The organism is Treponema denticola, from assembly GCF_024181405.1.
Taxonomy (GTDB): domain Bacteria; phylum Spirochaetota; class Spirochaetia; order Treponematales; family Treponemataceae; genus Treponema_B; species Treponema_B denticola_D.
The window spans coordinates 2,563,508-2,579,481 of record NZ_CP051302.1 but is presented as its reverse complement, the minus strand read 5'-3'; the positions used below and the strand labels follow the sequence as shown (position 1 = coordinate 2,579,481).

Sequence of the window (15,974 nt, the reverse complement as noted above, 5' to 3'; positions counted from 1 at the left end):
CTATTATAATCGAAATTATAGGACGGCTTTATTTCTTATATATTTTGAAGATCGGCCGCTGCCGATAATTTTGATTAATCCATCCCTTAACATAGTGCCTAAGACAGCCTCAACGGTTGTGGGGCTAATATCGGGATGAATTTTGCATATTTCAGATTTTGAAATTGGGGTAAGGCTGTTTAAAACACAGGCTTCAACTCTAGCCGTTTTTGTAACTTTTTTTCCGTTCAGAACGGCAAACCGCTTATCAAGTTCTTTATAACATCGATAAAGGGTGGACAAAAAGTTCTCGATAAAAGGGATATAGTCATTTTTATTTTCATGCCAATAATATGAAGATTTTTTTAGAGAATCATAATAGTAGGATTTATAATTATTTATCTGCTCCTCAAAAGAAACATATTTACTCGTATCATATCCGTTTTTATATAACAAAAGCAAGGATAATAACCTTGACATTCTTCCGTTTCCATCTTTAAAAGGGTGAATGCATAAAAAATCGAGAATGACACATGGTATCAATAATAACTGATTAATAGCGCTGTCATCCCGTGCAGAAAGATAAGCAAGCTCCAATTGTTCCATTGCCATAGGTGTTTCTTCAGCAGATATAGGCTGAAATCTGATTTTTCTATTGCCCTCTGCATCTACTTCAATTATAGAATTATTAAAATTTTTAAACCGGCCGCCGTATTCATATCCGGCCGAAGACATTAAAATTTTATGAAGGGCCAAGATATCTTTAACCGTAAAATCAATATTTTCATAGGCTGAATGAATAGCGGCAAGAGAATCTCGATAACCTGCAATTTCGGCCTCATCATGATTAAGAGGAGCACTGTTTTGATTTACAATAGCATTTATTCTTTCATCGCTTGTAACAATACCTTCGATTGCATTTGAGCTTTTGATAGATTGAATTCTTGCAACTGCTTCAAGTTCCGTAAAAACTTTTACATAATCTTGTTTTCTGTGTTTTGCCTCATTTTTAAGGTCTGCAATTCCTGAAGAAATATTCAAAAGCCCTGCAGGAAGCAGAGCATTTTTTAAAAAAGAATAATCGAATTTTCTCATAAGCCGCCTTTCTACATAAAAATTATATACTTTTATGCAGAAAAGTCAAGTCTTTCTGCATATAACTTAAGAATTTATATGCATATAAGCAAAAAAATTTACCTTTGAGGTATATTCATATACTTCTTTTGAAAAAGGGACACCGGGAATAGTCATAATAGCAGCAAGCGTAACAATATAGGCTACAGCCGGTATTTTTCCGGGAATTATTTTTGATAGCCCGATACCGGCAGCAGCTATACCTACAAGAATCAACATTCCGGGCAGAGCAGTAATCGGGTTAATTTTAGGACCGACAAAATTGCCGATCAAAGAAACAAAAGCCGTTATAAGTAGAACAATTAAAGCATTCTTAAATTTCATATACAAAAGCCTCCTTATTTTGAATTATCACTAAGTTCAGCCGGAACTGACGGAAGAGGCGGTTCTTGATGATATTTCATCTTATAACATTTTTTAAACAACCATTCCGAAAAAGGCAAAGCAAGGAATATAGACATATAAACTCCGTCTAAGCCTGAAAGTAAGTTACTCGCAGCTCCAAAAGCCTTAATATTTTCTGCCAGCTCAGGGAATAACTCTATAAGAGAACCGACTGAGGCCGTCATCATAGAAGCAGAACCTACACCTGATGCCATAGCAAGAGCATAAGGATGTAAAAATGTAGCTGAAGCTAAAATACTGGCCATTAGTCCTATGAATATTGTACCAAACACTGTTCCAACAAGATAAACGCCTAATACTCCTTCACCTTCAGGGGAGTTTAGACCATACCTCTCTGCAACAATGGCAACATTAGGCTCTCGTGAAATTGAATGCGCTCCGCCTATGGCTTCCCGTTTAAGGCCGAGTAATACGGCAATAGGAACTCCTAAAATAACTGTTCCTAAATTTCCAAATTCCTGCAAAATAAGAGCCGGACTTGCTTTTAGAATTGTCAAGATGCTGGGGCCAATGGTTGTTCCATACTTAGCCATCAAAAGCATAAGAGTAATACTTATAAGACTTCCTGCATCTTTAATCTCTTTTTCTCCGGATATTTTAACTTTTTTCAATGTTGTTAAAATACCGAGAATTAAAGCATAAAGCATCGGTAATAGAACGATTGTTCCTATTCCAACCTTAAATGCAAACTTTCCGATGAATTCCGAAATAACAACCAAAACAAGAACTGTTAGGTGTAATCGTATATTCTTCATTTTAAACCTCCTAAATCTAAATATTTTAAAACGGTAGCCAGCACAGCTGAGGTACCCTTATAAAATAAACTTTCATCCATATCAAATTTATCTGAGTGGTGAGGATAAATACTACCGTCATTCTGTATTATAGGATTGGACAAGACAAAAAACGTACCCGGAGCTTTTTGCAAAAAATATGCCATATCTTCACCGGCCATTGTAGGCACTGAAATTTCGTGAATAGAATCTTCTCCCAAAATTTCTCTTGTACTTTCAATAAAAAATTCCGTAAAACCTTTATCATTTAGCAAAACAGGATACCTAAAATCATAAACCGTTTTTGCTTCGGCCCTGTAAGATTTTGAAATACCCGAAGCAAGATCTTCAATCCTTTTTGCAATGAAGCTGCGTTCATTTTCATCAGCAGAACGCACCGTTCCTTCAATAAAAACTTCCTCGGGTATGATATTAAAAGCGGATCCGCCATGTATTTGTCCTACGGAAATCAGGGCGTGAGAAGTTGGGGGAAGCTCACGGCTTATAATCTTTTGTAAACCGGAAACTATTTCACAAGCTATGGGAACAGGATCTACCGAAAGATGCGGATAAGCCCCATGAGCGCCATATCCCTTTACGATAATCTTGAATTTATCGGCTGCGGCAAAAAAAGGCCCTTTACATGCACCTATCTTTCCCTTTTCAACACCCGGATAAATATAACCTGCATGAAGGCCTATTACGGCATCAACCTTTGGATTTTCCATACAGCCTTCTTCAATCATGGGGAGGGCTCCTCCGGGATACTCCTCTCCCGGTTGAAAAAGAATTTTTACACAGCCTTTAAATTCAGATGACAGTTCCTTAAGCACCATACAGGCTCCAAGAGCCATAGCCATGTGCCCGTCATGGCCGCAGGCATGCATACAGCCCTCATGTTTTGAGGCAAAACTTAGCCCCGTATTTTCTTTTATAGGCAAGGCATCCATATCGGCTCTAATTGCTATACATTTGCCCTTTTCTTTTCCCTCAATGATGGCAACAATAGCATTCCCGTTGACAAGTTTATGATAGGGTATTTGCAGAGCATCAAGCTGCTTACAAACATAGTCCACAGTTTTTGGAAGGGATAATTCCAATTCGGGAATCTGATGCAGGTCCCTCCTAATTTGAATAATCTTAGCTTCTTTTTGTTTGACCAAATCAATTATATTATACATATTTAAATTAAACCCCCTTATGTAAATTGTATAATAAAGTATTGCATAGTCTTTTGTAAAAGTCAACACTAATTTTTTCTTTATTGATTTTTTTAACCTTTTCCTTTATACTTAATGAACGGTAGATATTTTAATAGAGAGCTCTGTAATTATATGCTTTTATTTTTAGAAAATTTTTTGATAGTTCTTTTTTCTTCTCTTTTTGTATTTTCTAAAACAGGATCGTTTATAGTTATTCCCTACTTTATAATATTTTTTTCTATAGGGCTATGGAGCGGTATGATACGCAGTAATATAAAGCCTTTTATTTTTATCGTTTTTGTCATATTTACAGCAGCATTCAATAGAAATCTTGAATTTTTTTCTCCCGTTTTTATCGCTATGAATTTAGAAGCCGAAGAAATTCAAAAAAACTACATTTCCCTTATTTTTAAATTTCTTCCCTTATTGTGCGTATTTTTTAATTTCGATCTTATTTTCTTTCTGTTTACTTTGATTATATTCTTCTATTCGGGTGTTAAAGAAAACTATCTACTTAAAACATTGGAAGTAACCGGACTAAAAGATAAACTTGCCGAAAGTAAAATTAATTCGGAAAAAAGGGAACGAATTTTAGAAAACGAGGTTTTAAAAAATGCTGAAGTTTTAATCCTCGCCGAACGGAACAGAATTTCAGGAAGTCTTCATAACTCCATAGGGCATACACTTAGTGCCGGTATTTTACAGGTGAATGCACTAAAATATGTTTCAAACCAACAAGAAGTAAAAGACAGCTTAAATATTTTACAAAATTCTTTAGAAAACGGTATGACTGAAATAAGAGAATGTCTTCATAATATGCACAATGATTCTTTTAATTTACAAACAGGTTTGGAAGAACTTGTTGAAAACACAAAAAAAATTAAAATACAATTAACATATAAGGTAGACTCTATACCCTATGAGCTAAAATATGATATCTTTTCAATAGTAAAAGAAAGCCTTTCAAACACCATCAAGCACAGCGGAGCAAGCGAATTGAATCTGAGCGTACTTGAACACATTGGCTTTTACTCTCTTATAATAAAAGATAATGGGCGAGGCTTTTCAGGAAAACAAATCAGAAATCTAAATTATGGAATAGGTTTAAAGGTTATAGCCGACCTTGTAGAAAAACATAGAGGCATAATTAAATTTTATTCCGAAAACGGATTTAAAACCCATATCATATTTCCAAAAATAAAGGATAAATGCAATGAAGATAATAATAGTTGATGATGATTGTCTTGTAGTTTCCTCTTTAAAGACAATATTAAAAGCCAACGGTTTCAATATTATTGCCACCGGCTCAAATGGAAGCGAAGCTATATCCTTATTCAACGAATACAAACCGGATATTCTTTTAATGGATATCAGAATGCAAAATATGACCGGAATAGAAGCAAGCGAAAAAATTCTAGCCGAACATAGCGATGCAAAAATATTATTGCTTACAACTTTTAACGATGAAGAATATATTACAAAAGCCATCAATTTCGGATGTAAAGGGTATATATTAAAACAAAATATAGATTCTTTGGTGCCTGCATTAAACGCAGTCGGTGCAGGGAGCATTGTATTTGATTCGGAGATAATATCAAAAATCCCTCAAACAAAACCGGCCCGCTCTCAATTTAAAGAAGATTTAAACGATAGAGAAACCGATATTTTGGAATTGGTTGCAGATGGGCTTAATAATAAAGAAATAGCAAGCCGACTTAGTTTAAGTGAAGGAACTGTCCGCAATTATGTTTCTTCCATACTCGAAAAACTGAATTTAAGGGACAGAACACAATTAGTCGTATATTATTATACAAAATAGGAGAACCTTGATTGAAAAAAGAAAAAAGCAATAGTCAGAAATTTTTAGCTTGGTATGAAAGAGTTGTTCAAGAACAAAAAAAAGGAATCTATGACTTTAACCAAAAAATATATATCACGATTGTAAGTTTTGTAAATAATGATCTTTTGACTACTGCAGCAGCAGGTGCATATAATTTTTTAATGTCCGCTCTTCCTATTTTTATTTTGACATTAACTATTTTACTCCGTGTCTTAAAACAAAGTCCTCAGCAAATAAAAGAAGCCATCAGAGCGCTTTCAATTTTTCAAAACACGGTTAATCTTGACAGGTTTTTCCATTTTTTATTGAATGTAAATAGTTTCTCTTTTTTTGAGTTCATTGTTTTGATTTTTGTTTTATGGATGGCCAGACGTTTTTTTGCAACCATTCAGCATTCAATCAGAAAAGTATACCGTAAGAAAATAAAAATAACACCTTTAAAAACCAGCCTTATAGTTATTCTAGGCGAAATAATTGTTGTCATCCTGCTTGTTTTTTTATTTATATTTTTAATAACGGGTTCTGCGGTATTTAGAAGTGATTTTGCTCAGCCTGTTTTTTCACCGAACTTATTCAGTCTTTTAAGAAATCTATTTAGATTTATTCCCGTCATTTTTATGCAGCTATTTGTCTGTTTGATATATTATTTGATGCCGCCCATAAAGCCCTCTTTTAAAACGGCTTTTCTTTCATCCGCAGCCTGTACTCTATCTTATTATTTTGTAAAGATATTTTTTATTTTTTTTAGGTCTACAGTTAAATTTACATTTGTATACGGACTTTTTACAAACGTAATACTCGTCTTAATTCAAGTCTGGTTTTTCTTTTTCTTCTTTGTTTTTTTTGCACAGTTTATGTATGTAAATCAGTTTTTTAACAGCTTTATTATTTCACAGCTTTATAGGCTCCCAAAAGAAGATGCTCCCGGTTTTTTTAATCAGCTTTTAAGACATCTTTTTATAGAACCTCCCAAGGAATATAGAAAAAAAGCTATCGAAGTAAAAGCCGGTGAGGTAATATTTTACTACGAAGATATATCAAGCGATATTTACTACATAATAGAAGGCTCAGTAAGGGTTACAACATCAAATAAAATTTTAGATTTGGAAAAAGGAGACCTGTTTGGAGAGTTTGCATGTCTTTTAAACGGAAAGAGGACGGGTACGGCTGTTGCAGTAACGGACTGTCTTTTAGCCGTTGTTCCGGAAAATATTTTTTTAGAAGCAATTTCAATCGACGGAAATGTTTCAAGGCAGGCTTTAAAAATTTTAGCCGAATCTTTAATAGACCAAAACTGAAATTTAAAGAACCTCGAAAAGCAGAGCTTCTTCGAGGTTCTTTTTAAACTTATTTCTTTTTATTAATCAGCTTTAAGGTATAGTTTCCTAAAAAACCTCCGCCGACAAGACAAATTAAAAATATCCATCCTGAAAGTGAAAAGTTTGCAATTGGAGTATACAAGGCTCCGACATTACATCCGTTTGAAAGCCTTGTTCCAAAGCCCATCGCAAAACCGCCGATTGCAAAAACTATAACGTCTTTTACCCTAATTTTTAACTCCGATGTAAAGCTTTTCGTAAAACTTCCTGCAAGAAAAAGACATATTGCGGTACCGGCCACAATACCTATGTTTTGAACGAAAACCGGATGCTCAAAGAAGGGCATTGTATAGGGCTTCGGTTTACCTCCGGTAAAAGCAACAATGGAATCAACACTCATACCGAAAAACTTTAGCAGTCTTCCAAACCAAAAACCAAAAGGAGTTGAGGCTCCCCAACCTTCCTTTGTAACACCCATCAAAAGAGTAAACAAAACAGAAAGTAAAACAGCCCCCATAGTTAAAGACCACGGTTCAACAAAAAGTTTTTTATAAGTTGTTGCACTAAAAAATTTATAGTTATGTGTATCAAGTTCTTTTACTGCGTCCTGCTCTTTTTCGGAACCTACGCCGGAGTATTTATTTTGCTTTTTCCTTTTACTTTCATACATATATGAAATTACGACAACAATACCGGCAAATATGGCTGTTACAATGATAGCTCCTAAATATCCGCCCTTTCCATTTGAAGCAAACCAATCGGGTATAAAAACACCGCTGCCTGTTCCGCTTTTAAATAATGAATCTTTGATCCATGACTGTTTAGCCTGTATGGGAAGGCCTACAAAAACACCTATTCCGAAAAATAAAAGAGTAATAAGGGCTCTGGGTAAACCTGTAACCAAGTCCGTAAGAGTTCCTGTTGCACAGCAAGAGGAATAGCTCATTCCGAAACCGAATAGGAGTCCTCCTAAAATTAGACCTAAGTTGATAGGGTTAATCCAAAGGTCATAGTTTTTAACATCTCCAAAAATAAGAAAGGCAGAAGTGAGAATTGCAGAAATTACAAACATCAGCATCAAAGCTCTCATAAGTTTGGTAGAGCCTGTTCGATATGCTCTGTTTACACTTCCTGCAAAGCCGAACAATGAACGGGTTAAAACATAGCCTAAGGCTATTCCTATAACCCATCTAAAAAATAACATATCCGTCTTTAATAAAACGGAACCCAAAACAATGCTTAAAATCAGCACTGCAAAACCGATAATGTTTTCGATTTTTTTCATACAAAACTCCTTATAAACTACTCTGTACTTTTTTCTTTTCGGAGGGTACCGAATCTATAAAATAGAAAACCCAGCAGCGTCCAAGCTATCAAAAAAAACATTGAACCCTTTGTCAACTGTGCCGGTGAACCCGGAATTAAAAGAAGGCCTATAAATATCAAACCTATAAGACCCGAAAAAGCACACATCGTTTTTTCAAATAAATTTCTACCTTTTCTAATTCCTATTATACCCACATAGGTATAAGCCAAGGCGGCCAACACGGAGGCCATATCCACAATCAAAATAATTACTTCTCGTCCTATCCACGGTCCTATTAAACTTATGCCCGCAATAAACAAAATTGCATTCGGGTATAAATTCTTATCGTTCTTTTTACCCAAAAAAGCCGGAGAAAGCTTTTCATTAGACAAGGCACCAAGCAATTTGCTGCTGCTTATCATAAAGCCGTTTATACCTCCGGTAACAGCCGAAAAAATTGCAATAAGTAAAAAGAAAAAACCTATAGAGCCGGTCTTGCTCGTTACTGATGAAGCAACCGCCCACTCAACCTTAGCAGCTTCTTCAGGGCCATAGCTCAAAGCTCCTATCATGTTTAAAAGGCTATATAGCAAGATGCCGAAAATTATGGAAATAATCGTAGGCAAATGTGTCTTAGCCGGAGCAAATCCCAAATCGCAGGACACTTGCGGAACTACATCAAAGCCCACAAACAAAAAAGGGATTATAGCTATTATCGATGCGGTTTTTGCCAAAGATATTTTATCATAGCCCAAATAATTATCGGAAAAGACTTTCAAATCGCTTTTTCCCAAAATTATAAAAAATAAAATTATAACAATAAGAACAAGTGCAGAGCTCATGATGTTTTGTATCTTTGAACTTAAAGAAAGACCTCTTAAATTGATTAGAGTGAAAACTATAATGGGAACTGAGGCTATAAGAATATCGGCAAGGTAGACACTTGTCGGACCGAAATCATACATATAGCCCCATAGCATCACTTTACCGAAAATCTTACGCAATATAAGAACGTAAGCTGTTGCATTTAAAGGAATCATGCTCAAATAACAAAGACTCAATGACCAGCCTACAACAAAACCGTGCAGCTTTCCCATATTTGTCAAGGTATAGGAAAATTCACCGCCCTCGCCTACATGATTGCTAAGCATAACCTGATAAGACTTTTGTATTACTATAACAAAAAGGCCTCCTATGCAAAGACCAAGGACGGTATTTATAACCCCCGAATTAGGTAAGAAAAGAGTTCCCGGCAAAATAAAAGAACCCCATCCGATAATAGATCCTATTACAAGATTTAAAACATCGAATTTTGACAGCCCCTTTACCTTTGCCGGTATTTTTTTATCTTTCAAAAGCTTTTTCCTATCTAAAATTATACTTAGTAACTATCGGCTTTCGGTTTTGAGTAATGTCATTAAAGTATTCATAAACACTTATACCTAAAAATGAGCCCATAATATTTACTATGTTCTTATATCCTTTTCCTTTTAAAGCACAAAGAGCATTGTAGCTTCTCTGGCTTGAGCGGCAATGTACATATACCGGTTTATCTTTCGGAATCTCATCCATTCTTTCACGTAATTGACTCAAAGGAATATTTACGGCATTTAAAAGATGGCCCGCTTCAAATTCCTTGGGCTCGCGGACGTCAACAATAAAAGCATTGTTTTCTACAAGCTCTCTTACCTTTGTAACGGGAACCTGCTTATACACTCCGTTTAAAATATTTAAGCCTACAAGAGCAGCATGATTAACAATATCCTTTGCAGTCCCGAACATCGGTGAGTAGCAGAGTTCCAACTCTTTTAAGTCTTCCAAAGTTCCGCCCAACATAATAAATGAAGCTATAACATCTATACGCTTATCGACATTTCCTTTTCCTATTGCTTGTGCTCCTAAAATCTTACCGGAAGGCTTGGCAAAAATCAGCTTAAAGAAAAGAGGGTGAGCATCCGGCATAAGACCTACCTTATCTCCCGGAATAACATAGACAAAGTCGTAATTAATTCCCTGTGCCTTACACTCTCTTTCATTGAGACCCGTACATGCGGCATTATAATCAAAACATTGGATAACCGAAGAACCGATAACTCCCGTGTTTCTATGAGGAATACCGTACATATCATCTGCAGCTGCTCTGGCCTGTCTTTGTGCGGGGCCGGCAAGAGTAAGCCTGGTCTTTTTGCTTGTTATAAAATGACTTACTTCGATAGCATCTCCTACAGCATAAATGTCATCTACATTGGTGCGGTAATTATGATCTACTAAAATAGCTCCCGTATCTCCAAGTTTTACTCCTGCACCTTGAGCTAAAGCAACTTCAGGACGGACACCCAACGACAGAACAACAGCCCCTGCATCAAGCTTTTTGCCGCTTTCAAGGATAATATAGCCGTCGCCTATCTCTTTTATACCGTCACCCAAAACTAAGTTTACGCCCTTATCGTACAATTCTTTATGCAGAATTTGGGCCATATCATAATCGAATGGAGCCATTACCTGCGGAAGTTTTTCTACGAGGGAAACATTTTTACCTGCAAGCTTAAAATTTTCGGCAACCTCAATACCGATAAACCCTGCCCCTATAACAGCAATATCTTTTACATTATTGGCATTAACATAATCATCAAGCTTTTTAATGTCAACAACATTCCTTACGGTAAAAACATGAGGCTTATCATATCCCGTTATAGAACGCGGAACCACAGGAGCTGCTCCCGGAGAAAGAACTAAAACATCATAAGATTCTTCAAATTCCTTACTGGTATTTAAGTCTTTTACCTTAACTGTCTTTTTTAACGAATCAACAGCCAATACCTCATGAGAGGTCTTTGCAATAATATTATATTGCTTTTTAAACTGTTCAGGGCTCATCAAAACAAGACTCTCGCTTTCGGGAACAATTCTGCTCAAGAAAAATGGTAAGGCACAATTTGAAAAAGAAACATTGGGACCTTTTTCAAACATAATGACTTCAGCATTTTCATCCAAGCGTCTAACTCTTGCAGCGACTGAAGCCCCGCCTGCCACGCCTCCTACAATCACAACCTTTTTTGCCATAAATTACTCCTTAAAATAAATTTTATCGTGAATTGATTTTTTCAAATATTTTTTTATAATAGAGAGACACAGGATCGTCCGGAAATATACTCAAAACCTTATCAAAATATTTAGCTGCAGATTCAGCCCCTTCATTCGATAAAGCTTTTAAAGCATTTTTCATATAATCCTGAGTGCTATGCTTTAAATCGCGAATAAGATCATCATCGCAATCATAAACTTCATATAAGAAAGTTTCCTTGTTCGATGAGTTTTTAACCCTTTGTATAGGCCTAATATAATGCTCGGAAATATCATTGATGGCATCATAAATTCTATCGGAAATAATCATACAGGAACAATATTTTTTTGTGGATTCCTGCAAAACTTCTGCAATGTGGTAAGAATTGGAAATAATAATACTATCCATTCGTGTTGAATTACCGATGATACCTAAAAGAATATCCCCCATATCAATTCCTATACCTACTTTTATAGGGGATGCGTTGGGAACAGCAATTCCATTATCTCGAATAGCCCTTTGTATAGCTATTCCGCACGAAAGAGCAGCATTCGCTCCGTCAGGAAATAAAGCAAAAAAGCCGTCCCCCAAGTATTTTGTTATTACACCATTATATTTCCGAACAATTGGAGCTACCAATGCAAAATACTCATTCAATAATTCAAAAACTTGATTAGGTGCAAGTTTTTCTGAAGTGTGAGTAAAGGAGCGGATATCTATCGAAAGGATGGGCATTGTAAGCTCAACGCTATCTCCAAGATTAACATCCGTTATGGATTTTTTATTTAACAGTTCTACAATTTGATCAGGCACGAATCGAACAAGAGATCTATTTATAAGTTGCATTTCTACACTTAGATCTTCTATTTTATTTATTGAACCGGAATAATCATCCAATACCATTATCGATAATATGATAACCGCAAAAACAGTCCCTATCTGAATAAAAAAATCTCCCGGTATAATGCCTAAAGAAACCAACAAGTCATAAACACCGAATAAAAACAATACTGCTGTCGCAATAAATATCCATACGGAAAATTCTTTCTTTTTTTTCAAGCCTATTATTGCAATAGCGATAATATAACTTACACAAAACAAAGCAAAAACTTGGTAGTAAATCAATAAAAACGTTGAAACTTCAGGCGGAAGAACTATGGTGGAAATAGCGTATAAAATCGATACGGATAATATAATTATGTAAGGAATTTTATATCGTAATTTTAAAGCCGTACTTATAAAAACAGTAAATAAAATTATAGGCAGAGGAACGGTAATATACCTAATAATAAAAGTAGCAATCCAAGGAATGTCCGGAAACAAAATCATAAAAATATGAGGATAAAAGAAAATTCCCCTAACAGCTAAAACCATGGACGTTAATGCAAACCAAATTACAAAGGAAGAGTTTTTATAAAAAAACGAAAGCATGAAGAAAAATAAGGCAACCGAAAAAGTTACGGCAAATATAGTACCGTAAAAGATCAAATCCCCTCTAAACATTATTCCTATTTGAGAAGCTTCGCCCAAAATAATCGGAGAAGAAATATAACCTTTATTGTTAAAAAAATTGGAAACATTAATAACTATATTGGCTGTTCCGTCTTTTAAGGGTCTAAAGGCTATTTGAGACGATCTGGTTCCCGGATTTTCCGTCTCCCGATCTATACCGGGCTGTCCCTGACTTTGAAGATCTATTCCATTTATTATAATACTGCAGCTGCTAAAAATATGTGGGACATGAATTGCATAAATGATACCGGGATCTAGCCCATATAATTCTAAACCGTAAGAACCGTAACCGAATACATTCCCTAGATCCTTGCTTGCAAAATCACCGGGAACCTTAGCATAAGATTCTTCAGGGCTATTTTTTAAAGAATAAAACCGATTAGGCGTATAATAAAAATCTCCGCTTAAAGAAAAAAGAGAGGACTCTGATAATGTATTAGCGGGAATAGACACCTTACCGTTTTTTACTTCCAAATCTATGATTTTTTGTTCATAAACAAGTTTAAACAAATTAGTTAGATACAAAAGAATAAATAAACAAAAAAAAGGAATAGACCCTAAAAACAACCTTTTCTTTTCTACCGTCATAATTTTTTTACCTCATATATTCTAACCGGTTCATCTTTTCCTCTAAATCGTACCAAGCCGTTATATTCAAATTTAACCTCATTTATTGGAAGATTCGTTACATTCTTTTTAACAACTTCGCTGATAAAAATATTTACTCCTTTTTTTAGAGCATAAAAATGAAGTCTGGAAGCAACATTGACAACATCGGATATAACGGTGCTATCCATTCTTTCTTCCTCTCCAATAGTACCAAGCATAAGTCTTCCATAATGAACACCTATAGCAAGGTCTATTTTAGGCAATTTACTTATTTCCCTATCCATATTTTCAAATTGAACTACGGATTTAATTTCAAGCATACACTTTATAACATCATCTGCCGAACCGTGAAAAAGAACCATTAAACCTTCAGTTAAATATTTGTCGATAAATCCGTTATGAGCTTGAATAATAGGATTGATATTTGCCAGAGTATAATTATAAATTTTAAGAAGACTCTGCCTTTCTTTTTCGGTTCCCAAGCCTGTATAAATACCTAAATGAATGAAGGCTATATACATGTCTTTTAAAATATTATCTCCCAGCTTAATATCAACGTGTTTTTTTCTTAAAAAATTCATAAATTCGTTAGGAACAAATTTTGCAAGAGCATCGTTTATGCATTCTATCTGCTTCGTCATATCGATAACCCTATTCGAGCTGTCCCTAAAATTATGTAAAACAACAATAGCCATTGGAATCAGCAAGACTAAAACACCTATATGTGATAGAAAAAAGCCCTGTATAATCCTATTTGCAATTAAAATATCCCTTACACTTAAAAGTAAAAAAATTGAAAACCCGGTCAAAAAAAGAATTGCTGATGTATCTTTTCGTGAAGCGGCCTTCATAACAGTTAGTACATTATACGCTGCAAACAATAAAACATATACTTGAGCAAAATGGAGCAGCTCAGATGAGGCTCTCATAGGAGCAAAAATATTTATCATAATATATAATATTGCAGGAGCGCACAGTATAAGCAAATATTTGCTCTTAATTTTACTAAACAAGTTATGTATAAACAATGAAACAAAAATAATACCGAAAGAAAGTGTGCTATAACCTATTTTAAAAAGAGTCTCCCCGCTAATACCGGGCATTATTGTTGTAAGTAAAAATTCATCATAGCTGCAAATTCTTAAACAAAAATTAGCCGCCAACAAACCGAAATAAAGAGATTGACGCTCTTTAGGATAAAAAATAAACAAAGAGATAAAAAATGCAGCAGCCAGCAAAAGAATACCGGCCAATATAGTCAGAGTTAAGACACTTGCATTTTTTGCATTTAAAAGGTCAGAGTAAAAGCCGAATTCTATGGGTTTTACAAAACCAGCCTTATTATCGTTAAAATTAGAAACATGAAAAACCAATGTTACCTCTTCCTTTCCAAAGGTCGGAAGGGTAATAAAAGGGGCATCCCAATTAAATTTTTCAAATTCACGGGAATTACCTACAACACCGCTTCTATAAATTTCCTCCCCTTCAAGGTATGCAATAAAAGCTGAAGAAACCGTTGCCGTTTTTATTGCATATACACCATTTGTAGAAAGATTTTTTATTCTTAAGGCATAGGTCCCATATCCGTAAATTGAAAGACCGTCTCCATACTTATGCCAAGACGTATTTATATTCTCATAACGGGTATATTTACCGAAATCTTCCAGCGGTTCAACAAATTCGTTCGGAATAAAAATCCATTCTCCTTCCAGTACCTGTATATCCCCTACAGATATGTTTTCCGCATCAAAAACACCTTTTACAACAGCATTTAAAGTAGGCTCGGCAGGCTTTATACACGAAGCTAAAAACAGAGAACAGATAAAAATAAGAGTGAACTTTTTCACACACTTACTCCACAAGTGAGGATCTTGTATGTAAAAACATATACGCAATAACGGATATTGTCAATAGGTGATGATTATTTATAAAAAGCTTCTTCAATACGGCTTATTAAATCTTTTGAGGCTACAAATTCCATTTCGGCATGATTATCAAGTTCCACCTTTAATACAGCCATACCCTTATGGAGACTCATCAACACATTTTTAACTTTTTCTTTTTTTATAATTGTAGAAACCCGCACATATCCTAAAGAAAGATTTCTATCAAGAGTATTAAGTTCAAAAAGTTCTACAATTTCTTTAGAATCTAAAATAAAATAGGCCTTTAAAATAAAAGCATCAGCTTTATTATGTAAGGTAAAATTAAAATATGCATCCGAAACATATTCTCTTTGCCTCATTTGATAGGTAAAATCAGCCATTATATGGCTTGAAGTATCCTTTTCTTTTTGTAATACCATTTTTCCCGGCCGGATATAGTACTTTCTTGTACCGGAGTCCATATAAGCAGTAATAACCTTCTCCTTTCCCGATGAAGCGGTTATACATGAAGAAAATAAGAGTAAAATAGGTATTAAAATAAAAATATATTTTTTCATAAAATCTAAAAAAAGGCCTCACTATCAAAATAATGAGGCCATGAAGCTATAATAGCTTATTCTCCCGTAACAACTGTAGTTACAACAACATAGGGAATAATAGGGCTTGCAGGCCAATTTATTCTAACATCAACCGTTCCTACTTTTGTGATACCGCCATTTTTTGCAGCTTGAGCAATTCCGCCTTCACCTTTTAAAGGGAATGCAAAAACAAAGGCTTGAGAAGCTTCACCGGTTTTTCGTCCTACAACACCTGAAGCACCTGCAACAGGTGCTACTGTCGAACATGATGCAATTAAAATAGCAGCAAGTACAACAAACAAAACTAAAGCAATTTTTTTCATAAAGAACCTCCAAATTTGATTTACTTTTATTATAATAGTTTTTT

The 15,974-nt window shown here is 35.0% G+C and carries 14 protein-coding genes; 3 read left to right on the top strand and 11 right to left on the bottom strand.

All coding sequences use genetic code 11. The annotated features are described in order from the left end of the window. Positions 1–15: 15 nt before the first annotated feature. The 4 genes from HGJ18_RS12045 to HGJ18_RS12030 all read right to left on the bottom strand — a co-directional run bounded on the left by HGJ18_RS12045 (position 16) and on the right by HGJ18_RS12030 (position 3,472). Positions 16–1,074, bottom strand: a complete 1,059-nt coding sequence (locus HGJ18_RS12045; RefSeq protein ID WP_253696766.1) for a Fic family protein — start codon at positions 1,072–1,074, stop codon at positions 16–18. 66 nt (positions 1,075–1,140) lie between these two features. Continuing rightward, complete coding sequence (locus tag HGJ18_RS12040) at positions 1,141–1,437, bottom strand: hypothetical protein (protein WP_253696764.1); 297 nt, start codon at positions 1,435–1,437, stop codon at positions 1,141–1,143. 14 nt (positions 1,438–1,451) lie between these two features. Next, positions 1,452–2,273: a DUF3100 domain-containing protein gene (locus HGJ18_RS12035; RefSeq protein ID WP_253696763.1), complete on the bottom strand. Its 822-nt coding sequence runs from the start codon at positions 2,271–2,273 to the stop codon at positions 1,452–1,454. Then, entirely contained in the window at positions 2,270–3,472 is a 1,203-nt protein-coding gene (locus HGJ18_RS12030; protein WP_253696761.1) for a M20 metallopeptidase family protein, read from the bottom strand. Before HGJ18_RS12030 ends, HGJ18_RS12035 begins: the two co-directional genes overlap by 4 nt. 153 nt (positions 3,473–3,625) lie before the next feature. On the opposite strand from HGJ18_RS12030, the gene HGJ18_RS12025 reads away from it, so the two are divergent. Genes HGJ18_RS12025 through HGJ18_RS12015 form a run of 3 tightly spaced genes read left to right on the top strand, consistent with a single transcriptional unit; the run spans position 3,626 to position 6,631 of the window. Beyond that, positions 3,626–4,726 (top strand): sensor histidine kinase, encoded by a 1,101-nt coding sequence (locus HGJ18_RS12025; RefSeq protein WP_253696760.1) that lies wholly within the window; start codon positions 3,626–3,628, stop codon positions 4,724–4,726. After that, positions 4,707–5,312: a response regulator gene (locus HGJ18_RS12020; protein WP_253696759.1), complete on the top strand. Its 606-nt coding sequence runs from the start codon at positions 4,707–4,709 to the stop codon at positions 5,310–5,312. Before HGJ18_RS12025 ends, HGJ18_RS12020 begins: the two co-directional genes overlap by 20 nt. 11 nt (positions 5,313–5,323) lie before the next feature. Further along, positions 5,324–6,631, top strand: coding sequence for a YhjD/YihY/BrkB family envelope integrity protein (locus tag HGJ18_RS12015; RefSeq protein ID WP_253696757.1), 1,308 nt, complete (start codon positions 5,324–5,326; stop codon positions 6,629–6,631). A gap of 49 nt (positions 6,632–6,680) precedes the next feature. On the opposite strand, the gene HGJ18_RS12010 is transcribed toward HGJ18_RS12015, so the two are convergent. From HGJ18_RS12010 to HGJ18_RS11980, 7 genes are all read right to left on the bottom strand, one after another. Then, positions 6,681–7,937 (bottom strand): YeeE/YedE family protein, encoded by a 1,257-nt coding sequence (locus HGJ18_RS12010; protein WP_253696756.1) that lies wholly within the window; start codon positions 7,935–7,937, stop codon positions 6,681–6,683. A 17-nt stretch (positions 7,938–7,954) separates the two neighbouring features. After that, entirely contained in the window at positions 7,955–9,313 is a 1,359-nt protein-coding gene (locus HGJ18_RS12005; protein WP_253696754.1) for an APC family permease, read from the bottom strand. Between the two features lie 10 nt (positions 9,314–9,323). Next, entirely contained in the window at positions 9,324–11,021 is a 1,698-nt protein-coding gene (locus HGJ18_RS12000; protein WP_253696753.1) for an FAD-dependent oxidoreductase, read from the bottom strand. 22 nt (positions 11,022–11,043) lie between these two features. Further along, positions 11,044–13,122 (bottom strand): adenylate/guanylate cyclase domain-containing protein, encoded by a 2,079-nt coding sequence (locus HGJ18_RS11995; RefSeq protein WP_253696752.1) that lies wholly within the window; start codon positions 13,120–13,122, stop codon positions 11,044–11,046. Next, positions 13,119–14,990, bottom strand: coding sequence for an adenylate/guanylate cyclase domain-containing protein (locus tag HGJ18_RS11990; protein ID WP_253696751.1), 1,872 nt, complete (start codon positions 14,988–14,990; stop codon positions 13,119–13,121). Before HGJ18_RS11990 ends, HGJ18_RS11995 begins: the two co-directional genes overlap by 4 nt. Positions 14,991–15,064: 74 nt before the next feature. Next, positions 15,065–15,586, bottom strand: coding sequence for a hypothetical protein (locus HGJ18_RS11985; protein WP_253696750.1), 522 nt, complete (start codon positions 15,584–15,586; stop codon positions 15,065–15,067). Between the two features lie 56 nt (positions 15,587–15,642). After that, the gene (locus HGJ18_RS11980) at positions 15,643–15,930 is read right to left on the bottom strand and encodes a TRL-like family protein (RefSeq protein ID WP_253696749.1); all 288 of its coding nucleotides are present in this window, start codon (positions 15,928–15,930) and stop codon (positions 15,643–15,645) included. Between the last annotated feature and the right edge of the window lie 44 nt (positions 15,931–15,974).